18 protein-coding genes are annotated in these 21,244 nt (G+C 37.2%); 9 read left to right on the forward strand and 9 right to left on the reverse strand.

Going from position 1 to position 21,244, the window contains the following annotated elements; translation table 11 throughout:
• Positions 1 to 56: 56 nt before the first annotated feature.
• The 3 genes from AAOP42_RS06470 to AAOP42_RS06480 are packed head-to-tail and all read right to left on the reverse strand — an operon-like array spanning position 57 to position 2,173.
• Positions 57 to 1,118, reverse strand: a complete 1,062-nt coding sequence (locus AAOP42_RS06470) for a DUF4097 family beta strand repeat-containing protein (protein WP_349527658.1) — start codon at positions 1,116 to 1,118, stop codon at positions 57 to 59.
• Positions 1,099 to 1,629, reverse strand: a complete 531-nt coding sequence (locus AAOP42_RS06475; protein ID WP_349527659.1) for a hypothetical protein — start codon at positions 1,627 to 1,629, stop codon at positions 1,099 to 1,101. The genes AAOP42_RS06470 and AAOP42_RS06475 overlap by 20 nt, the downstream gene beginning before the upstream one ends.
• Positions 1,619 to 2,173 carry an RNA polymerase sigma factor gene (locus AAOP42_RS06480; RefSeq protein ID WP_349527660.1) on the reverse strand — a complete coding sequence of 185 codons (555 nt, stop codon included), beginning with the start codon at positions 2,171 to 2,173 and terminating at the stop codon, positions 1,619 to 1,621. The genes AAOP42_RS06475 and AAOP42_RS06480 overlap by 11 nt, the downstream gene beginning before the upstream one ends.
• 174 nt (positions 2,174 to 2,347) lie before the next feature.
• Here AAOP42_RS06480 and AAOP42_RS06485 point away from each other — a divergent pair, with 174 nt between their 5' ends.
• Positions 2,348 to 3,868 (forward strand): FMN-binding glutamate synthase family protein, encoded by a 1,521-nt coding sequence (locus AAOP42_RS06485; protein WP_349527661.1) that lies wholly within the window; start codon positions 2,348 to 2,350, stop codon positions 3,866 to 3,868.
• Between the two features lie 473 nt (positions 3,869 to 4,341).
• Here the strand turns inward: AAOP42_RS06485 and AAOP42_RS06490 are convergent, their stop codons facing one another.
• Complete coding sequence (locus tag AAOP42_RS06490; protein ID WP_349527662.1) at positions 4,342 to 5,556, reverse strand: molybdopterin molybdotransferase MoeA; 1,215 nt, start codon at positions 5,554 to 5,556, stop codon at positions 4,342 to 4,344.
• A gap of 80 nt (positions 5,557 to 5,636) precedes the next feature.
• On the opposite strand from AAOP42_RS06490, the gene moaC reads away from it, so the two are divergent.
• Together moaC and AAOP42_RS06500 are read left to right on the forward strand one after the other, a co-directional pair.
• Positions 5,637 to 6,128 (forward strand): cyclic pyranopterin monophosphate synthase MoaC, encoded by a 492-nt coding sequence (moaC, locus tag AAOP42_RS06495; RefSeq protein ID WP_349527663.1) that lies wholly within the window; start codon positions 5,637 to 5,639, stop codon positions 6,126 to 6,128.
• A 28-nt stretch (positions 6,129 to 6,156) separates the two neighbouring features.
• Positions 6,157 to 7,296, forward strand: coding sequence for an NTP transferase domain-containing protein (locus tag AAOP42_RS06500; RefSeq protein WP_349527664.1), 1,140 nt, complete (start codon positions 6,157 to 6,159; stop codon positions 7,294 to 7,296).
• A 15-nt stretch (positions 7,297 to 7,311) separates the two neighbouring features.
• On the opposite strand, the gene AAOP42_RS06505 is transcribed toward AAOP42_RS06500, so the two are convergent.
• Entirely contained in the window at positions 7,312 to 9,105 is a 1,794-nt protein-coding gene (locus AAOP42_RS06505) for an acyl-CoA dehydrogenase family protein (RefSeq protein ID WP_349527666.1), read from the reverse strand.
• Positions 9,106 to 9,302: 197 nt separating this feature from the next.
• On the opposite strand from AAOP42_RS06505, the gene AAOP42_RS06510 reads away from it, so the two are divergent.
• Complete coding sequence (locus AAOP42_RS06510; protein WP_349527667.1) at positions 9,303 to 10,196, forward strand: ATP-grasp fold amidoligase family protein; 894 nt, start codon at positions 9,303 to 9,305, stop codon at positions 10,194 to 10,196.
• A 117-nt stretch (positions 10,197 to 10,313) separates the two neighbouring features.
• Here the strand turns inward: AAOP42_RS06510 and AAOP42_RS06515 are convergent, their stop codons facing one another.
• Positions 10,314 to 11,312, reverse strand: a complete 999-nt coding sequence (locus tag AAOP42_RS06515; protein WP_349527668.1) for a Gfo/Idh/MocA family protein — start codon at positions 11,310 to 11,312, stop codon at positions 10,314 to 10,316.
• 293 nt (positions 11,313 to 11,605) lie between these two features.
• Between AAOP42_RS06515 and AAOP42_RS06520 the strand changes: the two genes are divergently transcribed.
• From AAOP42_RS06520 to AAOP42_RS06540, 5 genes are all read left to right on the forward strand, one after another.
• A complete protein-coding gene (locus tag AAOP42_RS06520; RefSeq protein WP_349527669.1) occupies positions 11,606 to 14,941 on the forward strand; it encodes a ThuA domain-containing protein in 3,336 nt (1,111 codons plus the stop codon).
• A 161-nt stretch (positions 14,942 to 15,102) separates the two neighbouring features.
• Positions 15,103 to 15,504, forward strand: coding sequence for a nucleotidyltransferase substrate binding protein (locus AAOP42_RS06525; RefSeq protein WP_349527670.1), 402 nt, complete (start codon positions 15,103 to 15,105; stop codon positions 15,502 to 15,504).
• The gene (locus tag AAOP42_RS06530) at positions 15,505 to 15,822 is read left to right on the forward strand and encodes a nucleotidyltransferase domain-containing protein (protein ID WP_349527671.1); all 318 of its coding nucleotides are present in this window, start codon (positions 15,505 to 15,507) and stop codon (positions 15,820 to 15,822) included. It begins immediately after the preceding gene.
• 23 nt (positions 15,823 to 15,845) lie between these two features.
• Positions 15,846 to 16,991, forward strand: coding sequence for an AAA family ATPase (locus AAOP42_RS06535; protein ID WP_349527672.1), 1,146 nt, complete (start codon positions 15,846 to 15,848; stop codon positions 16,989 to 16,991).
• Positions 16,991 to 17,677, forward strand: coding sequence for a hypothetical protein (locus AAOP42_RS06540; protein WP_349527673.1), 687 nt, complete (start codon positions 16,991 to 16,993; stop codon positions 17,675 to 17,677). The genes AAOP42_RS06535 and AAOP42_RS06540 overlap by 1 nt, the downstream gene beginning before the upstream one ends.
• A gap of 108 nt (positions 17,678 to 17,785) precedes the next feature.
• On the opposite strand, the gene AAOP42_RS06545 is transcribed toward AAOP42_RS06540, so the two are convergent.
• From AAOP42_RS06545 to AAOP42_RS06555, 3 genes are read right to left on the reverse strand one after another with little or no spacing between them, the layout of a single operon-like run.
• Positions 17,786 to 19,192: a Gfo/Idh/MocA family protein gene (locus tag AAOP42_RS06545; protein WP_349527674.1), complete on the reverse strand. Its 1,407-nt coding sequence runs from the start codon at positions 19,190 to 19,192 to the stop codon at positions 17,786 to 17,788.
• Between the two features lie 27 nt (positions 19,193 to 19,219).
• Positions 19,220 to 19,984 (reverse strand): glucosamine-6-phosphate deaminase, encoded by a 765-nt coding sequence (locus AAOP42_RS06550; RefSeq protein WP_349527675.1) that lies wholly within the window; start codon positions 19,982 to 19,984, stop codon positions 19,220 to 19,222.
• 12 nt (positions 19,985 to 19,996) lie between these two features.
• A complete protein-coding gene (locus AAOP42_RS06555) occupies positions 19,997 to 21,235 on the reverse strand; it encodes an Nramp family divalent metal transporter (protein WP_349527676.1) in 1,239 nt (412 codons plus the stop codon).
• Between the last annotated feature and the right edge of the window lie 9 nt (positions 21,236 to 21,244).

Below are 21,244 nucleotides of genomic sequence, written 5' to 3' on the forward strand. Positions count from 1 at the left end.
TTCAATTGATAAATATGAAAACCCGATGATAAAGGGACACTATGTACTACGGCAATTTAAAATTGATAGAATTTCACATCACCATAACTGGAGGTCACAGATATTTCACCTCCAGTGCCATTACCCATTTTTCCTTTGTATTCGCTTTTGAAATCTTCTTTTACTTTATAGCTAAAGTCTAAATCGATACCTGAGTAATTAAGCTCGCAAAACTTCAAACTGGCATCAACAGTAGCATTTGTTCCTTTTTCAAATCCAATTTTAAACGAACCAAATTTTCCTTTTAGATGAATTTTCTTGAAATCCTTGGACACCTCAGTTACCTTAAATCCTCCCGAATATGAAGTTTCCAGTTCCATTGAATTGTACAACTTATCAACCGTAAATTCTGAAAAATCTACACTCCCTACAACATTCACCAATTCGCCAATACTGACATCACCGTATTTACAGATAAGGTCAAGGGAATTAGCCCTTTCAATTGATACATCAGAATATCCCTGCTCAAATTTTACATTACCGAGCTCCTCTACTTCCACATCGGAATATTTGATAGTGAGTTCACCGCTTTTCATCAGATCAATTTCTCCATCACCGAATGAAATTTTAACCTCTGACTGTCCAGTTAATTTATCGGCTTTGAGTTCTCCATAGGAAACATCTAAATCTAAATTCCCGGAAAAATCGGCCAAATAAGTCTCTCCAAAGCTGTTTTTCAATTTCAAACTATTTGACATGGGCATATTGACCAAATAATTGATTTCAAAGGTTTCAGAATTTTTATTATTCATATTTCCCTTAAGTTCAGTTATAAACTTTATAAGATTTCCACTATCACTGATACTGATATCTATTTGATCTAAAATATTCTGAGCCCTTTCCTCATTCTTCCCTCTTGCTATCACTTCAATTTTAACATCGATCTGGCTTTTATTCCAGGTGTTAACATGTACCCTTCCAAATTTGTTGGTAATATCGAGAATGTGCTGTGTACCAACTGTATAGGATTTTTCTATTTTCTTACGCCTTTCCACATCATCCCTTTCTTTTGCAATGCTTTGATTACTAAGAATGAAAATAGTTACAAGAAGTAATAATTTATATGTTGATTTTCTCATTACGCTCAATTTCTTTAATGTTTTTCAAAATATTTAACTGCTTGTTGAGGATATCTACCCTCAATTGCAAATTCATAATCATTGCACTGATTAACCTGTCATCCTCCTGATTGACTTTTAAGTTGCTTTTAAGCTCAGAATACATTGAATCCAGACCATTGATATCATTGAGTAGTTCCGGGTTATTAATGTCATAAGAGAGTATTTCCTGTTTCTTATCAGAAATCAACTGTGTATAGTAGTTCTCTACTTCAACAAGTTCCGAATTGTAACCATTTGAAGACAATTCATTTTCAGATGGTTCTTCATCTACTAAATTGCCTTTGAACAAAAGGGCTATTGTGCTGGCTAAAAAGACCAAAGCAGCTACTTTCCACAGCCAACTAAAATCGAAATGATTTTCTTTTTTTTCCAGCTTTGATTCTATGCTGCTCCACAAGTCACTCCTGGGAATTTCCGCATCAAATCCTTCCCTGTTTTCCTTTATAAACTCTTCTAATCTATCTTTCATAGCCGTATTTTTCTTTCAACATTATTCGAAGTTTCTTTTTTGCTCTGTTGTATTGAGATTTAGATGTAGATTCTGATATCTCCAATATATCCGCTATTTCTCTGTGGTCGTACCCTTCCAGTAGATACAAGGACAGCACTGTTCTAAAACCATCCGGCAACTCAGAAATAGTCAATTTTATTTGATTCACATCCAGGTCAGATAGTGTGTTATGCTCTTCATTCTCTTCTATTTCTCCATACTCATCAACATCACTAAAATCAAACTTATTCTTTCTCAACAAATTGAGAGAATTGTTAATTACAATCCGCTTTAACCATGATCCAAAAGTAGAATCCCCTCTATAACTGTCAAGGTTTTTGAATGCCGACACAAAAGATTCCTGCAGTATATCTTCAGCCTCTTCTACATTGTTAACAATCCTACAACTCACGTTTAACATCGCTTTGGAATATAGCTTATACAGTTCATACTGAGCAGTCCGGTCGTTGCTTCTGGCTTTTTCCACCCAATGAAAATGTAAGTCGGTATTTGTTGCTTCCAAGTTTTATCAGAATTCTAAACCAAAGACATCCTTTCACCGCTAGGGTTGCATCTCAGTTAAAATAAAGTTAATAAACATTATTTTAGTGCTACTCATTTAATAAATCCCCTATTTACACACTGAGAATAATTTTTTTTTTATCTTCAAACGTAATTAACAATTAACTATAATCCCATGCGAAAACTATTTGTAATATTAAGTATTACCACACTTGCGGCAGTAATCATCATTGCAACTTTCTGGATTCCCATACTTTGGAGTCTGGTCGTAGTTATTCCGATTATTTTACTCGGAATCAGTGATATTTCTCAGACCAAACATACACTCAAAAGAAACTACCCTGTCGTAGGTTGGGGCAGATACCTTCTCGAAGATTTAAGACCGAAAATATATCAGTACTTCATCGAATCAGAAACTGAAGCTTCCCCTATCAGTAGGATGTATCGCTCAATAGTATATCAAAGAGCCAAAAAAGCACTCTCAACCAACCCTTTTGGAACAAAGGTAGATGTATATCAGGAAGGATATGAATGGGCCAATCATTCTATGAATCCGCTGGAACATCATCAGCTAAACAATCACCCAAGAGTGATGGTAGGAGGGTCTGATTGTACAAAACCATACAATAGTAGTATTCTTAACGTATCGGCCATGAGCTTCGGAGCTTTGAGTAACAGAGCTATTTTGGCATTAAATGGCGGAGCAAAAATTGGTGGATTTGCCCATAATACCGGTGAAGGTTCCATAAGTCCTTACCATATAGAACCGGGAGGAGATTTGATATGGCAAATAGGTACCGGGTATTTTGGCTGTAGAAATTCTGATGGCTCGTTCAATGATGACCTGTTCGCTGAAAAAGCTACTCAGGAAAATGTTAAAATGATTGAAATTAAAATTTCGCAAGGAGCAAAACCCGGGCATGGAGGAATACTACCCGCAATAAAAAACACGAAAGAAATAGCTGGAATCAGACATCTGGAACCCCATACTACAGTGATGTCACCACCTGCTCACAAAGAGTTTTCTAACCCTCCTGAAATGTTGGAATTTATCAAAAAACTCCGAAGACTGTCAGGAGGTAAACCAATTGGTTTTAAATTATGTGTCGGTAACAAACTGGAGTTTACTGATGTGTGTATAGCAATGCAAACATCAGGAATTAAACCCGACTTTATCACTATAGATGGTGGCGAAGGGGGTACCGGAGCTGCTCCACTCGAATTTTCCAATTCTATTGGTATGCCATTAAGAGAGGGATTGGCCTTTGTTGCTGATCAATTAAGAGGGTATAACCTGAAAAAAGAAATCAAAATATTTGCGTCAGGTAAAATCCTGACTGGGTTTGATATGTTTAGAGCATTCGCTTTAGGAGCGGACTCTTGCTACAGTGCAAGAGGAATGATGCTTTCTCTAGGGTGTATTCAAGCTCTGGAATGTAATAACAACAATTGTCCAACAGGAATAGCTACTCAGCAACAACACTTGATTAAGGGCCTGGTGGTAGCTGACAAAGAGAAAAGGGTAGCTAATTTTCATGCAGAAACAGTGAATAGTTTTGTTGAATTTATGGGTGCAACAGGAGTAAATGACCTTTCAAAAATCAAAAGACATCACGTTTACAGAAGAATAAGTCAAACTGAAATTAAAACTTACGCCGAAATATACCCTCAAGTTCAATTTGGTGAGTATGTATAATGCCAATAGTTTGTAGTCACTGAAGTAAATCTATTACAATTGGCACACGGGTAAATCTAAGTTTAGATTTACCCGTGTGCTTTTTTTATTTCTATCTTCTCTTAACATTCATTAAAATAAATTTTCATTTTCTCAATATGTGAAGAATGTTTTTCCGAACCTTCAAAAACATAGCATCTTATTGAAACTCATTTTTAACTTTTCGCAAAATACCTCTTAGCCAATTAAACCTTCTTGGTATTATTCAGTCTATTTATTAAAAAAATATTCTTCTGGCACAATAAGTGTTAATTGATACTGTTGTATATTTGCTTAGTTTAGTTATATTTAATATTGGAATATGAAAATAAATAAACATTTGAAGTTCTGGATATGCCTTTCGATGTATATTTTCTTTATGAGCTTTTTAGGCTGTAAGGAAAACACTATTTCTTTCAATCCATTTAAGATTGACAAAAGCGAAGAAATTTATGCTAAAAATTCTGAAACATACAAACCTTAAACCGTTCACCTTTTCTGTATAAATTCCGATCTGGCAACAACTCCAAAAAACCATTTGATTTTACCAGATTAGACAAGTCTCCGGATCCTCCTCCTTCTCTGGGTGACGCAATCAAAACTCCACTTTCACTGACTTGACAATTTACCTGCAAAAAATAAGTAAGCTCTGGCTCAAAATTAAAATCCTCATCCAAAACAGCATACAATTGCTTCTGACTACTAACTTGTATAGATTTTTGCAGCCATGGAAGAAAATAAACTGTAAAACACATAAATGTTGAAATAGGATTGCCTGGAAGTGCAAATACAAATCTGTTCTCTTCCTTTTTTCCAAACCAAAATGGTTTCCCCGGACGTTGTGCAACTCTATGGAATAGTTTTTCTACTCCAAGCTGATTGAGCACTTCAGGGATGTAATCAGCCTTGCCTTTAGAAACTCCTCCACTTATTAACAAGACATCAAAATTATTGAGTATTTCTCCAACTTTTGACAGCAAATCATCATAGTCGTCCAATAAATGAAACCGTTTGTTTTCAATCTTCATTTCGTTGAGTTTTGCTTGAATCATAACGGAATTTGACATCCTGATTTGATGACCCTCAGGCATTCGATTTACTTCTACCAACTCATCTCCTGTAGATATTATGGCAACTTTTGGCAATCTCGAAACAAGCACTTTCTCTTTACCTACTGTCGCTAAAACTGCCACATCAGAAGCCGAAAGCATTCTTCCCCTCTCTATCAAACAATCTCCGCTTTTACGGTCGGTTCCTTGTCTATGTACATTTTTCCAAGGAGTTAAGCCCTGAAAGTTAACTTCTGCATATTTTTTTTCGCCTTTCAGGCTAATATTAAGATCCTCATACCTCACAACTACATTAGCATTGGCTGACAATATTGCCCCTGTCATTATCTCATGACCAATCCCTTTACCTATAAGCACTTTTTGTCCCTCTCCGGCAGTCTGCATATCTGTAATTTCGAACTCTCTGATACCGGATTCAAAATCTTCAAACTTTATTGCAATACCATCCATGGTCACCCTGTCAAATGGTGGAAAATCCCTGTCAGCAACTATGTCTTCCTGCAGTACTCTACCTATGCAAAATTCAATGGACACTTCCTCGTTTCCCCAATTGGTGGTATTAGACAAAACAATATCAATGGCTTCTTTAGCACTTATCATAGCATTTTTTTCTAATTTTATATTTTACAAGCAATTTAAACTGTTTCAACTTTTAGGACACATTTCACATAGGCTTTAGCATGGACAATCCCGATCAAAATACATTGACTCACATCAACACCAAAAACAATCCGGCGATGGTAGATGTTTCTGAGAAAAAAACAACCAAACGTATTGCTAGAGCCAAATCTATCGTACAACTCACCACAGAAATAACAAAACTTCTCAATGAAGGTGAAATAATGACAAAAAAAGGGCCTGTATTTCAAACAGCAATCATAGCCGGAACAATGGCTGCTAAAAAGACCGGAGAGCTAATTCCTCTTTGCCACCCTATCGGGCTGGAAAGTTGTGATTTTGAAATCAATACTAATGGTAATGACGTAATTATAGACTGTACATGTTCTGTGATATCTAAAACCGGAGTGGAAATGGAAGCATTAACAGGTGCTTCTGTAGCAGCTCTTACAATTTATGATATGTGCAAGGCCATTTCTCATAATATAGTCATAAAAGAAACGAAACTTATGGCAAAATCGGGCGGTAAAAATGACTTCAACAGAACCAATTAATTATACATTTATTTTATATTTCTAATAAATGAAGAATCATATCAAACATGCGAAAATTACAAGATTGGATATCGGTAACTTTCACAAAAATGAGTATTCCATTTTAGGAACACCTTGTGGCAATATTAAAAAACTTGCTTTTGATATCATCTCTAACCTTTCGACTGATTACAAAATAGGATATGTTGATGCAGATCATAAAAGTGCCAATGAAAATGCTCATAACTCGAACTGTGCTCTGGAATACGGTGCGTCTTTAGAATATATCGACAAAATAAACTTTCATAGATTTGACACATCCCAATCTTTAAATGAATACGATTACCGACAACACTTTTCATCTCAAGATTTAGTGTTGGTGAATGGGAATCATTTTAAAGCCAAAAAGCAAATTATTGTAATAGACCCAAAGAAACCACTGGAAAAGAAGCTGGAAAAACTGACCAATGTGGCCTTGGTACTTTTGATTGATGATGAGACTACTATTCCGGATTATTTAAAAGGAATAGTAGAAAACCTACCCGTTTTGAGTATAGATGAAACTGGTAGCATTACTCAGTTTATTGCCAATCAACTTACTACCAACTTTGCCCCGTTAAAAGGACTTGTGCTCGCAGGAGGAAAAAGCACTCGAATGAACCGAGACAAAGGAAAAATAGATTATCATGGAAAAGAACAACGGTTATATATGAATGATCTGTTATCCGGGTTAACAAGCGAAAGTTACTTATCCATCCGTCCTGATCAATCGGAAGAACTTTCAGAAGATGTAAAAACAATTGAAGATGTTTATTCAGGATTGGGTCCCTATGGGGCAATATTATCTGCTTTTCAAAAAGATCCAAATGCTGCCTGGCTAGTGACTGCCTGTGATCAACCATTTCTGAATGAAAATACTTTAAAATATTTAATTTCTAAAAGAAATCCTTCAAAACTGGCAACAGCCTTTTACAATTCTGAAACTGATTTCCCTGAACCTTTGATTACTATTTGGGAACCAAGAGCCTATTCAAGAATGCTGTATTTCCTAAGTTTAGGGTATTCCTGCCCAAGAAAAGTGCTTATCAATTCGGATATAGAATTGGTGAGACTGGAAAATGAACAAGTGCTCAAAAATGCCAATACACCCGAAGAATTTGATAAGATATCAATGAGCTTAAAGTTTTAGCTTTAAGAACTCATACTATATCAAATATTCCTTTTCTCCTTTGATTGTAATGATTTCATCATCCAACAGTCTGGTAATAAGTCCGATGGATTTAGGTATTTCATAAGCGAAATAATACCTGAGCGTTTGAAGTTTACTTTCATAAAAATCCAATGATTGAGAACCTTCATTAATACATTCCATAGAAGCCACTCCAAGTTTGAGCCATTGCCAGCCCATAACTACAATGCCGCTTAATTCCATAAACAAATTGGCGTCTGAAAGAAACTCTTCGACTTTACCATCTTGCGCCTTGCTTACCAGCTTTAGTATCACTTCCTGATATTGACCAAACAAATCATGAAATGATTTTGTATGTGCTTTTAACCTGTCATATTTAATGGCCTGATCAATCGTCTTGTTTATTTCAACGAACAAAAGCTTTGCAGCCTTTCCTTCATTCAACATAATTTTTCTACCCAAAAGATCCATAGACTGGATGCCAGTAGTACCCTCATACAATGTCGTAATCCTAATATCTCGGTATAATTGTTCCAAAGGAAAATCCACACAATATCCATATCCCCCCAGACATTGTAACCCGTTGCTCACAGATTCTATGCCTTTTTCTGTAGGAAATGTCTTGACTATTGGTGTCAACAATTCTAATAATAAATACCAGTTCTCCCGTTCCTCACCATCAGTTGTTTTCACCAAATCTTCACACTTCGAACATTCAACCAAAAGACTCATAGAACCTTCTACCATAGCTTTTTGTGCAAACAGCATACGTCGAACATCTGCATGGTTCAGAATAGATATTGGCTCATCTACAGGATCTTTTGATGCGGGGTTTCTACCCTGTGACCGCTCCTGAGCGTACTCCAATGAAGCATAATAAGCTGCTGAAGCTATTGCCACACCTGTTGCTCCAACCTCTATCCTTGCGCTATTCATCATTTGAAACATGTATTTCAGTCCCTGATTTTCTTCACCAACCAAGTACCCGACACAATCATCTTTTTCACCCATCATCAAGTGTGTCGTCACATAGCCATTCTGTCCCATTTTATGGAAAACACCTGCCGTGGTAACATCATTGGGTTCCAAACCCGCATCGGTCAGTCTCCTTTTAGGAACAACAAAAAGAGAAATCCCTCGTGCTCCAATTGGAGCTCCTTCAATTTTCGCAAGCATCAGGTGGACTACATTTTCTACCCCTTCATAATCGCCACCTGAAATAAAAATCTTTTGCCCTGATATATTGAAAGTACCGTCAGAATTTCTCGTTGCTTTGGTTGTGATATCAGACAAAGAACTACCAGCCTGAGGCTCGGTAAGTGCCATAGTCCCCTGCCATTTTCCTGCGCACATTTTAGTCGCATACTTTTCCTTAAGGCTATCATTACCAAATGTGGTAATCAAACGAGCCGCCCCTGCGGTGAGCATGGTATATCCGATCCCAGAACTATTTGCCGCTATGTAAATAGTCTCTACCATATTCCCAACCATACCGGGCAACTGCATACCCCCGGATTCGAAAGCCTGAGACGCATTGATCCATCCGGAAGCTCCAAGTTCGCTCAAAACTTTATACACTTGTGGATGTACCTGCACCTTTCCATTTTCATACTTCACCCCCTGTCTATCCATTTCTGTGAAAAATGGAAAGAGCTCCTTATCCGCAAAATCCTTAGCTGAATCAATCATCATATCGACCGATTCTTGTGAATATTCGAAGAAATAGTCCTTTTCAAAAAGCTCCTGTACATTATGCACGTTGTACAATAAAAACTTTATGTGCTCAATACTGATATATTTATTAGCCATTTGTAATTCTGTTTTGAATAGGTACTAAAATTAGTGGCTATTCAACCAAATACAAAACAATAAGATTGAAATACTGTAAATGTCAATTTTTGATCAAGAATTCAAACTACTCATCAATGCATTTTATTTTTAATAACTCATATTTGCAGATACTAAAAACGTGTCTTTATATCTTTATAATTCCAAAAACCTAAGATTTGAATTGGTTAGTTAAAAGTTTAAAAAAAACTTACCTCCTATATTGCCAGCTATTTCTATCTGATGAAGCCTTTATAAAGCGACATTCTAAAAGATTCTTAGGTTACAAAGTCAACCTCAACAATCCCAAAACCTTAAACGAAAAAATTCAATGGTTGAAATTGAATGACCGAACACCTCTCCACACTATTTGTACTGACAAATATCTGGCTCGCAATTATATAATAAAAAAAGTAGGTGCAGATCACTTGGTTCCTTTGGTTTTTGAAACAAAAGACCCTGAAAAAATCAATTCGGAAACTCTTCCTGACTATCCGGTAATTATTAAAACGAATCACGACAGTGGTGGAATTATAGTAATTGAAGATAAAAATCAGGCAGACTGGAAGTCCATAAGGGAAAAGCTGAAAAGAAAATTAAAAATAAATTTTTTCTTTCCCCACAGGCAATGGTCATACAAAAACATAGAAAAACGAATAATTGTTGAGCATTTTTTGATTGATAGTAAAAAGAAATTCCCCGACGATATCAGGGTTCATTGTTTCAACGGAAAACCTGGTTTCATAACTATAGATTCCGGGCGTTTTGGAGATATGAAAAGTGGTATGTACGATTTGGAGTGGAATTATCTGGATTGCGAGTGGACAGACCCTCCGGCTACACCAGTTAAAAAACCAGAAAAGATGGGTGACATATTAGAACTGGCTGCAAAACTTTCTGAAAATTTTATATACGTCAGAACAGATTTTTATATCGTTCAGAATAAAATTTACGTAGGTGAACTCACTTTTTATCCATGTGCAGGATGGAAACCTTTTAAACCTGAAAAATGGGATCGTATATTTGGTGAAATGCTACACCTGCCCACCAGGAAAGGCAAGAGTAGCATTTAAAAACACTCCAACCCAAAAATTAGAGAAAACAACATGTTAAGAATCGATATCTAAATAACAAGTAATTGACTTACTTAACAAGTTAAATTAAAGTACTCAATAAATAAGTTTTACCAATCAAAGACTTACCCACTTGCCTTCTCTCGAACTCAACACTATGGCATCAATTATTTTCATATTTCCTAATGCATCATTCATATAGCCGTGCATATCGGTATCATCCAAAATACATTTGGCAAAAGCATCCGCTTCCAGCGTGTATTGATCTGCCGCAGCAAGTATGAATAACTCTTCGTGCTCTTTGGTGCGCAACCAAACTTTACATGGTTTGTCCGGCGGTGCATTTACAGGTATTTCCACTTCTATGACACCTTCCGTTCCATATATATTGCATCGCTGGTAGGGAATCAACTGCGTGGCACAAGTAAATGTAGAAGTCTTTCCTTCACCAAAAGCCAGAATCGCTGAAGCCATTCGGTCTGTACCAAATTCCGGATCACGCTCCATGATACCTGTGACTCTTAAAGGCTCTTTACCAAACACAAACTTTGGTAGAGAAATGCAATAACACCCAATATCCATCATTGCTCCACCTCCCACTTCTACACGGTTTCGGATATTGCTTGTATCAACATTGTAGTAGGAGAAAAAAGTATTAACAGTTTTCACTTCTCCTATCGCATTCTTACCTAAAAGCTCTTTTACTTTCAACCACTGAGGATGAAACCTATACATAAAAGCCTCCATCAATTTCAGTTTGGGGTGCTTCACAGCTTCATCCAGAAGCATTCTTGTTTCACCAGCATTCAAACCAACGGGTTTTTCACACAATACATGTTTTCCGGCTTGTAGTGCTTTTATAGTCCATTCTACATGCATGTGATTGGGTAGTGGATTATACACCGCATCAATATCAGGATCATTGATCAGGTCTTCATAAGACGAATGCACCTTGTCTATATCATTTTCCGATGCAATTTCCTGAGCCCTTTCTGTATTAGCAGAACCAATAGCTACTATTTTACCCAATTCTGATTTTTGCATTGCAGGAATCACCTTTTGCCAACCTATCTTAGCCGTACTGATCACACCCCATTTTATTTGCCTCTTTGTCATAATATGAAATTAAAATAATATTTCAGAAAGCTATAGTCAACGAAGAATTTCTTGACTTACTTCATCACTACTTTGTTTTTTTAGTCTTTAAAATAGAAACTTAAATTAACAAATTCATTTCAACAATTCCATCAACAACTCAAATTGAAGTATTCTAAAAATTAAGTGACGAACTATTGAAGTATCATTTTTCACCAAAAGATATAATTCTATTTCAATCTTTGTTAGATGCGATCCTGATGAAAGGATAGTGCTATAAAAACACTAACAAAATCTAATTACATACTCTCGATATGAACCTCAAAAACTACATTGTTCTATTTGTATTTTCTATTTTCACCCTGTTTTCCTGCTCATCCAAAAAGGAGGTCAACGTGCTTGTTTTTTCTAAAACGTCAGGATTCAGGCATGGTTCTATAGAAGCCGGACAAAAAGCGATTGAAAAACTGGGGATCGAAAATGGTTTTAAAGTAACAGTTACTGAAAATGCTGATTACTTCTCAGAAGACTCATTAGTAAACTATGCGGCAGTTGTTTTTCTAAACTCGACCGGAGATGTATTGGACTACTACCAACAAGCAGATTTCGAACGATTCATTCAATCAGGAGGTGGATTCGTTGGAGTGCATGCCGCTTCCGATATGGAGTACGAATGGCCGTGGTACAACAAACTGGTTGGCGCATACTTTAAAGGACACCCCAGCGTTCAGGAGGCAACATTGAAAATAATAGACAAAAACCATCCCTCCACCTCTATGCTACCTGACGAGTGGGTTCGATCAGACGAGTGGTACAATTTCAAAAAAATCAATAAGGACATTAATGTATTAATCGAAATAGACGAATCTTCTTACGAAGGAGGAGACAATGGTAACGTCCATCCTATGGCGTGGTACCACAACTATGATGGAGGCCGGGCATTTTACACAGAATTTGGACACACCAATGAAACATTTGAAGAGCCGTTGTTCCTACAACACTTAGTGGGTGGCATTCAATATGCTATAGGAAAAAATGCGAAAGATTATTCCAAAGCCACATCAGACCGTCTGCCACAAGAAAACCGATTTGTGAGAACGGTATTAATACAAAATCTGGAAGAGCCTATGGAACTGGAATACCTTCCAAACCACAAAATTTTGTTCATAGAAAGAATAGGAACAGTAATGGTATATGATCTTTCGACCGGAGAACTTACTACCGTAAATAAGATAAATGTTGAAACGACAGGTGAAAACGGATTGCTCGGAATGGCATTGGATCCTAATTTTGAAACCAACAAATGGATTTACATTTATTACAGTCCTTTGGGAGGTGAATCAATTCAGCAATTATCCAGATTTGAATTTACAGATAAAATAAACCTGGAAACAGAAAAGGTATTGCTAACTATACCAAACATCAGGGATTGCTGCCATTCAGGAGGTTCGATTGAATTTGGCCCTGATGGATTACTCTACCTTTCTACCGGAGATGACACCAATCCTTTTGCATCATCAGGCTACTCTCCAAGTGATGAACAAAAAGGTAGAGCACTTTGGGATGCACAAAAATCAGCAGCAAACACCAACGACTTGCGTGGAAAAATAATAAGGATCAAACCTGAAGCAGATGGCACATATTCTATTCCCGAAGGAAACCTTTTTCCAGTGGGAACAGAAAAAACACGTCCTGAAATCTACACCATGGGTCTAAGGAATCCGTTCAGGATTTCCATTGATCAAAAAACGGGCTTTCTATATTGGGGAGATGTGGGGCCGGATGCAGGAAAAAACAACCCAAAACGTGGGTCAAAAGGTCTGGATGAATTGAATCAGGCCAGACATGCCGGCAACTGGGGATGGCCATACACCAGAGGCGACAATAAGCCTTATTTCAAATATGACTTTGAAAAAGAAGAGTCATTGTATCCTTTCGATCCAAATAATCTAAAAAATACTTCTCCCAATAATACTGGTCTGGAAAACCTGCCTCCTGCTCAAAAGTCATTTATCTGGTATTCTTATGACAAATCAGAAGAATTTCCATGGGTAGGAACTGGTGGAAAAAATCCAATGGCTGGCCCGGTTTTTTACTCAGATATGTATAAAGTAAACGAAAAAGGATTTCCAGATTATTTCAATGGAAAACTGCTTTTCTACGATTGGATCAGAGACTGGATCTATGTGATCACTTTCGATGAGAATCACAACTTCAAGAAAGCAGAACCCTTTATGCCTAATTCAAGATTCAACAATCCGATAGACATGGTGTATGGCAAAAATGGTGAATTGTACATTTTAGAATATGGCGAAAAATGGGTGGCAAAAAATTTGGATGCAAGGTTGAATAAAATAAAATACATCAGGGGCAATCGTGCACCGATCGCAAGAATAGAATCAGACAAAATAGTAGGTGCTGTACCGTTAACAATAAGTTTTTCGGCAAAAAGTTCAGAAGATCTGGAAAAAGACCCCATCACATACGAATGGATGTTTGACAGCCAACAAGTACAATCTACTGAAGAAAATGCTTCGTTTACTTTCAACAAACCTGGTGTTTACAAGGTAAAACTTACGGTAAAAGACAACAAAGGGGAAAGTTCCAGTACTTCCCATGAAATAATAGCAGGCAATGCCCCTCCTTCTGTTAAAATAAACATAGAGTCTGACAACCTGACTTTCTCTAAAAATATCAAGTTAAAATATAAAGTAGTAGTAGAAGATAAAGAAGATGGCAGTTCAGAATCTGGTGATATCAATTCCAAAGATGTAAAAGTGACGCTAACCTACTTACCAGAAGGCAAAGACTTTATAGTAGAGACAAAAGGACACCAACCTACACTCTCTTCCAAAGGAAAAACCCTGATGGAGGGCTCTGACTGCAAGGCTTGCCACGCTATCAATGAAAAAATAAGTGGGCCAAGTTTGATGGATGTGGCGAAAAAATACACAGAAAAGGATAAGGACTACTTAACTGCCAAAGTAATGGCAGGCGGTTCCGGCGTATGGGGAGATGCACCAATGGCAGCACATCCCACGCTCAAAAAAGAAGATGTGGAAGAAATGGTAAGCTATATTCTTTCTCTGAAAAAAGACGATTCACCGTCTCTACCTTTAGAGGGCAATTTAACGTTTGATCAACATAAAAAAGGAGACAACTATGGCGTGTATATCCTGACTGCAACCTATACCGACAAAGGAAATGGCAACATCACTTCTATCACGGCACAGGATCAGAAAATATTTAAGTCGCTCTATCGGGAAGCGGAAGATGCAGACATAAAAGGCCCTGATGTTTCTACCTGGGATGCAGGAGGCCAGCGGCTACTGGGCAATATCACCAATGGCAGATACTTTGGATTTAAAGAAGTACAACTCACAGGGCTTAAATCTGTTGATTTGTCAGTCTATTATAGCCGCAATTATGATTACAAAGGAAAGGTACTCGTGAAAAAAGGCAGTAAAGACGGTGATGTAATAGGGGAAATGAAAGTTGGCTATTATGACTTGAAAAAGGAAAGCCATAAAACATATTCCATTCCTGTGAAAGCAAGTAAGGAAAAAAGTGACCTGTATTTCGTATTTGTGAACGACTCAAACAAAGAGCAATTTATCGCCAATGCAAACAACATCTATTTGAATTATTAGGAAATAGGAATCTCAAATATCTATTGATACTGAAATCAAAAGTTTCAGTTCAGTTAAAAATCGTTTAATTTAGGGTAGTATAATTATCCTGATTTACTTTTCCATCTCAGGATTATGATGATACATCTCGTTTGTAAGTGATTTATAATCGGTTAAGCCATATGAGTGAACAAGATATTAGGTGGAAGCAACGATTCTCAAATTTCGAGAAGTCGTTACACTTTTTGGAGCAAACGATACAAATACCAAACCTCGATTTCACTCAAAAGGCAGGATTGATTCAATTTTTTGAAATCAGTTTTGAACTGTCGTGGAATGTACTCAAGGATTATTTGGCAGAACAGGGACTTTCGGATGTACACTTTCCTAGAGACAGCATAAAGAAAGCATTTGAAACAGGTATAATTACAGATGGACACAGTTGGCTTGAAGCCCTAAAAAACCGTAACCTAACTTCGCATACTTACGATGAAGCACTTGCAGACAAAGTAGTAGATTTGATTATAAGAAATTACTATCCTTTGCTGAAGCAACTGTACCAAAGACTAAAACCTGAAATGTAGATGTTTGGCCTAAAAGACAAAGACATAGCAGAAATTGTTTCTATTTTGGATGGTTTTCAAGAAGTAGAGCAAGCACTGATCTTTGGCAGCCGTGCCAAAGGAAACCATAGGAATGGAAGTGATGTTGACATAGCCATTAAAGGACAGGAAGCGGATTTCAATATTGCTTTGACCATAGCTGGCATTCTCAACGAAGACACCACCATGCCTTACCACTTCGATGTATTGAGCTATACCGACCTTAACAATAAAGATTTGGCAGCTCATATCGATCGTGTTGGAAAGTTACTTTATCAGACTAAAGTTAAAATTCATTAAATTTGACCGAAAGCATAAAAAAAATGAAAATATTAAATCTTACTTATCAAGATAATGCTCTTAAATGGAGTTTAAAGAGTGCAAATTTTGATAACTTAACCCTGTTAGTAGGTGCATCTGGTGTAGGAAAGACTCAGATATTGAAATCTATTATGAGATTAAAATCAATTGCTGATGGAAAATCAATTAGTGGTATAAAATGGAACATAGTATTTGAAACCCTAAGCGGGCAAAAATTTGAATGGGACGGAGAATTTGAAAATAAAGGAGATATCGATTTTTCTGATGACGATGATGATGATTTAAAAAGAAATAAACCCTCAATAGTATCCGAAAATTTAAAGATTGACGGCAACATAATTGTTATAAGAAATAAAGACTCAATAATATTTAACAATGCAAAAACAGTAAAACTACCTAACCAACAAAGTATTATACACCTACTAAAAGAGGAGGATTTGATTAAACCTGCTTTTGAGGGATTCGGGAAAATAATATATAGTGATCAAACTGACTCTACAGGAGAAGCTTACCGTATAAAATTTTCTGACACTCAAAAACTTTTAAAAACAAATAAGTCACTCAAATCAATTCAAGAAAGTAAAGAGGACATTAGGATAAAGCTATTTTTGGCTTACAAAAACACGCCAAAAACCTTTGCTACGATTAAGGAGCGATATATTGACATTTTCCCTCAAGTTGAAGATGTCAAAGTAGAACCTATGGATTATGAAGACGAAGATAATATACCTTTTTTTTTCAAAGAGTATCCATTTATACAAATAAAAGAATTTGGTGTTGACAAGTGGATAAAGCAAGGAAATATTTCGTCTGGAATGTTTATTAGTTTAATGCATATTAGTGAAATATATTTATGCAGCGAGGGTAGTGTGTTTTTAATTGATGAATTTGAAAACAGCTTGGGGATTAATTGTATAAATGAATTAACAAATGACATTTTATCTTCTCAAAGACAAATTCAATTTATATTAACTAGTCATCATCCCTATATTATAAATAACATAGGTTATTCAAACTGGAAATTGGTAACACGCACAAAAGGAGTTGTTAATACCCACAATCCGGATGAATACAAGATTGGTAAATCTAAACACGATGCTTTTATGCAACTGATTCAATTGGATCAATATCAAACTGGATTAGAATAATGAACATCTATTTTATCGTTGAAGGTAGAAGAACCGAAAAAAAAGTTTATGCTGCTTGGTTAAACCATCTATTGCCAAATTTATCAAGAGTTGAGTGGGCATTTGAATCAGAAAATGATAACTATTATCTATTTAATGGAAATGGATTTCCAGCTTTACTCCATAACCATTTAAAAAACTCGATTGAGGAAGTAAATGAACATGGAAATTACGACTATCTAGTTATTGTCCTAGACGTAGATGAATCCACTGTGGATGAAAGAATAATAGAAGTTAATAATTTTGTAGATAGCAACAACATAAAACTAATCAATTCTGAACTTGTAATAATTCCTCAAAACAAATGCATTGAGACTTGGTTTTTGGGTAATAGAAAAATATATAAATCCAATCCCCAAAGTTCTGAATTATTACAATACGTAAAGTTTTATAACGTAAAAGAAGATGACCCTGAAATAATGGAAAAATTTCCTAGTTTTAATACTCATTCTCAATTTCATGCTGAATATTGTAAGGAATTTCTTAGAGAAAGAAATATACGATATTCCAAAAACAAACCAAACGGAGTTGTTGAATTAGACTATTTGAATAACATAATTGAAAGAGAACAGGAAACATCTCACTTAAGTTCTTTTAGAATTTTCTTGGATTTCTGCTCTAAAGTAAAAACAGAAATGCAAGCTTGATAGCCAAAAAACTCTACCTGCAAAGTGCAATAGTTTTATTCAGCCACGAATAAAACAACTCCTCTATCAGTGAAACTGCACCTTCATTTTCTTTGCAAACCAACTCGCTTACTTCTTTAGCATCCCCAGTTCTCTCTTGTTTTTCCAGTTGTTTCTGGTGAAGTCAGGGAATTTTACAGCTATACTTCCGAGTTGTACGGAAGTTGCACTCAGGGGAGTTATCACAGACCAATCTACTCCATCATACACATCCATATCCAATGCTATACCCTTGTTGAAGGCATCCACAAGGCGGTAGGTCATCACAAAATCCATTCCTCCATGACCATTGTTTTTGGCTATTTCTTCTTTGAGCTTTTCCCATATCGGATGCTTGAACCGCTCACGCATTTCATTGTATTTCGATTCAGAAACCCATTCATGCCCATCATCTATTTCTTTCAAAGCCAACCGGCTTGGGTAGCCTTCATGGTACCCTTTAGTTCCTGCCAGAGCATTGATTCTGCTGTAAGGTCTGGGAGTAACCACATCGTGTTGCAATAAGATCGATCTTCCATTATTGGTTTTGATCAGGGAGTTGTTCATGTCGCCATGAGCAAAGTCTGTACGGTTGTAGTACTCGTTATCGGAATCCACAGTTTTTGATAGCTCAGTAAGCCCCACCTGCAATGAACTCATGGACACCAGATGATCGAAACGGTCTCCCCTTCCTATTCCCATGTATTGTGCCACAGGCCCCAGGCCATGCGTAGGATACAAATTGCCGTCTGTAGCCAAGTGATGTGTCATACGCCACTTTTGGTAGTACTTGTCATTGAATAGTCCTGCTTTCAAATTGTGAATGTAGGCAGCCTCAGCATAAGTCAGTGTGCCAAATACACCTTCATTCACCATATTCAGTATCCAGAGTTCCTCGTCTCCATAACACACGTTTTCCAGCATCATGCAATTCCTCTGGGTTTCCTCCGCTGTATTGATCAGTTTCCAGCAGTCTTCCAGAGTATAGGCCAGAGGCACCTCGACTGCCACATGCTTGCCTTGTTGCATGGAATATACTGCCATCGGCGTATGGTCTTTCCACGGAGTGGCTATCAATACCAAGTCAATATCATCTCGCTTGACCATCTCTTTCCAAGCCTCTTCCTTGCCCGTATAGACCGCTACTTTTTGTCCATTCTTTTTGAGGAAATCGGCAGATTCTTTGGCCCGCTCTTCCCTTATATCACATATAGCAGTAACTTTTGCCTTGGGATACAATGCCTGCATTCTTTCCACATGGCTACTCCCCCTGTTTCCAACACCAATGAATGCCACCTTCAATTGGTCTATAGGATCAACAGTCAATCCCATTACTGACTTGCCTAATGCTTTCTTTGGTGCAGACATTCTCTCCAGTTCTTCTTTCACCCATTCCCTGTCATTGGATTTCAAAGAACCTGGAGTCAATCCTAAAAATACACCTGTCAATGCCGAAGCTTTTAGAAAATGCCTGCGGTCAATATTTTTCTTTTCCATTGATGTTTTGATATTAGGTAATGCTTCTTATTTGTCGATTTTAGAAGCCGATCCTTCATCCAAAAACAAAACAGTTTCCGGATGATTCCTTAAAATAGTTCCCGGACATTCAGTGCTTATTTCACTGTACAATGAATTGTACACCGCCTCTGCTTTTCTGGCATCAGGAACTACACAACTGATAGCCTTGCAATTCATAATAGCTGTGATGGTAAGCGTAAGTGCTTCTTTTGGCACATCGTCAAAAGTCGGAAACCATCCTTCACCCAACTGCTGATTGCGACAGGCTGTATCCAATTCCACTACTTTCACCAACTTAGGGTCATTAAAATCAGCCACCGGAGGATCGTTGAACGCAATGTGTCCGTTTTCTCCTATACCAATACAGGCTATATCTATGGGGTATTTTTTCAACTCTTCAGCATATCGATTCACTTCCTGATCTACATCTTCCGCATCTCCATTCAGGTAAAAAATTTGCTTGGGAGCAACGTCATCCAGAATTCTTTCTTTCAAATATTTTCTAAAACTGGCAGGATGGGAATCTGATATCCCTTTGTACTCGTCCAGGTGAAATACAGTGATTTTTTTCCAATCAATTTCTTTGTTTTTCAATGCTTCTAAAAAAGGAAACTGCGAAGCACCAGTGGCCAGAATCAGATTAGCTTTTCCATTGGATTGTATTGCAGCGTTGAGCTTTTCCGCAACGAAATTTGCAGCGGCATCTCCCATCTCTTTGGTTTCTTCAAAAATAGATACCTGCAAATTGTCAACTTTAAAGTTTTTTTTCATTCGTGTTTTTGGTTAAAAAAAATCAGCTATTGCAAACCATGTAGTCACCAGTGAAAACAAGATCACTGCAATAATGCTTATGTTTAAAATAGTGCCTGCTTTATGTTCTTTCATCAGGCTCTTGTTGTTGATTAATATAAAAACAGGGATGGCCACAGCCGGCAATATACAGGCCTGAAAGGCTTGTGAAAACACCATCAATGCCGGAGGGCGTTCTTCTAAAAACACCGTTCCAAAAGCAAAAATCAATGCGACAAAAATGAGTATTCTGGAATTAGCCGAATGAATATTTCGTGGTGTTCCTCTGTAGTCCGCCACCAACCATGGTGCTATCAATACTATTGGAAAAATGGTGGACAAGCCCGCTCCTGCGATACCGATGATCAGGATAAAAGCTGCTGCCTTTCCTCCTATTGGTTCAAACAAATGAATCATATCGACAGTATTTTCAAGCTTCAACCCCATTACATGGAGCGTACCGGCAGCTACCGCCATGATCACACCACTTAGAAAAAGCATCATAAAAGCGGAAACAAAAGAGTCTCTTTTTTCTGTTTTAAGATCCTTTACTGTCCAGCCTTTTTCTGCCACAACAGTACTTCGCATGATAAATACTGCGGCAGAGCAAGTAGTACCTGTGATGGCTGCAATCAACCCCAATGCTCCGGGAGTATTTGGAATGCTTGGTATCATTCCTTCCATAAGGGAAGACATGCTAGGCTTGACCATCACAAATACCACCACAAATGACAACCCCATAAGTACCACCAGAGCGGTCAACACTTTTTCAAAAACCTGATAGCGACCATACCAAAGCAGTGCATATAATATGATGATGAAAAAGAGAATGATCCAAAAGGTGTTTACCTGAAGTCCGTTAAAAGCCAGTTTGATTCCTTCCTGAATTAGATCAGCCACAATGCCCATCACTCCCATTAGTGCCAACAGTTCACCAATAATCAAAGCGATAATGATGTATAGAGACAATACCCATCCTCCTTTGAACCAATTTTTGAAATTGAAAAGTGCTGTATGTCCTGAGACCAGGGTTACTTTGCCATAGGCCAGCATCAACACAAAAGTAAAAATGCAAGACAACATCAATGCCCAGAACAATCCCATTCCATGCTCCGCTCCGGTTTTTGCCATTGTGGTTACACTACCGGTACCTATGTTGTATCCGATCAGGAATAGCCCTGGGCCTACTGCACTTATAGCAATAAGTACCTTTTTGGTAAATGTATTTTCCAAAATATCTTT

Source organism: Reichenbachiella sp. MALMAid0571 (genome assembly GCF_040151475.1).
Lineage (GTDB): Bacteria > Bacteroidota > Bacteroidia > Cytophagales > Cyclobacteriaceae > CAXBNB01.

What these genes read in the sequence shown, in the direction of transcription:
- AAOP42_RS06470 (WP_349527658.1), bottom strand. Translation starts at nt 1,118, where the DNA reads ATGAGAAAATCAACATATAAATTATTACTTCTTGTAACTATTTTCATT.
- AAOP42_RS06475 (WP_349527659.1), bottom strand. Translation starts at nt 1,629, where the DNA reads ATGAAAGATAGATTAGAAGAGTTTATAAAGGAAAACAGGGAAGGATTT.
- AAOP42_RS06485 (WP_349527661.1), top strand. Translation starts at nt 2,348, where the DNA reads ATGCGAAAACTATTTGTAATATTAAGTATTACCACACTTGCGGCAGTA.
- AAOP42_RS06490 (WP_349527662.1), bottom strand. Translation starts at nt 5,556, where the DNA reads ATGATAAGTGCTAAAGAAGCCATTGATATTGTTTTGTCTAATACCACC.
- moaC (WP_349527663.1), top strand. Translation starts at nt 5,637, where the DNA reads ATGGACAATCCCGATCAAAATACATTGACTCACATCAACACCAAAAAC.
- AAOP42_RS06500 (WP_349527664.1), top strand. Translation starts at nt 6,157, where the DNA reads ATGAAGAATCATATCAAACATGCGAAAATTACAAGATTGGATATCGGT.
- AAOP42_RS06505 (WP_349527666.1), bottom strand. Translation starts at nt 9,105, where the DNA reads ATGGCTAATAAATATATCAGTATTGAGCACATAAAGTTTTTATTGTAC.
- AAOP42_RS06515 (WP_349527668.1), bottom strand. Translation starts at nt 11,312, where the DNA reads ATGACAAAGAGGCAAATAAAATGGGGTGTGATCAGTACGGCTAAGATA.
- AAOP42_RS06520 (WP_349527669.1), top strand. Translation starts at nt 11,606, where the DNA reads ATGAACCTCAAAAACTACATTGTTCTATTTGTATTTTCTATTTTCACC.
- AAOP42_RS06525 (WP_349527670.1), top strand. Translation starts at nt 15,103, where the DNA reads ATGAGTGAACAAGATATTAGGTGGAAGCAACGATTCTCAAATTTCGAG.
- AAOP42_RS06530 (WP_349527671.1), top strand. Translation starts at nt 15,505, where the DNA reads ATGTTTGGCCTAAAAGACAAAGACATAGCAGAAATTGTTTCTATTTTG.
- AAOP42_RS06535 (WP_349527672.1), top strand. Translation starts at nt 15,846, where the DNA reads ATGAAAATATTAAATCTTACTTATCAAGATAATGCTCTTAAATGGAGT.
- AAOP42_RS06540 (WP_349527673.1), top strand. Translation starts at nt 16,991, where the DNA reads ATGAACATCTATTTTATCGTTGAAGGTAGAAGAACCGAAAAAAAAGTT.
- AAOP42_RS06545 (WP_349527674.1), bottom strand. Translation starts at nt 19,192, where the DNA reads ATGGAAAAGAAAAATATTGACCGCAGGCATTTTCTAAAAGCTTCGGCA.
- AAOP42_RS06550 (WP_349527675.1), bottom strand. Translation starts at nt 19,984, where the DNA reads ATGAAAAAAAACTTTAAAGTTGACAATTTGCAGGTATCTATTTTTGAA.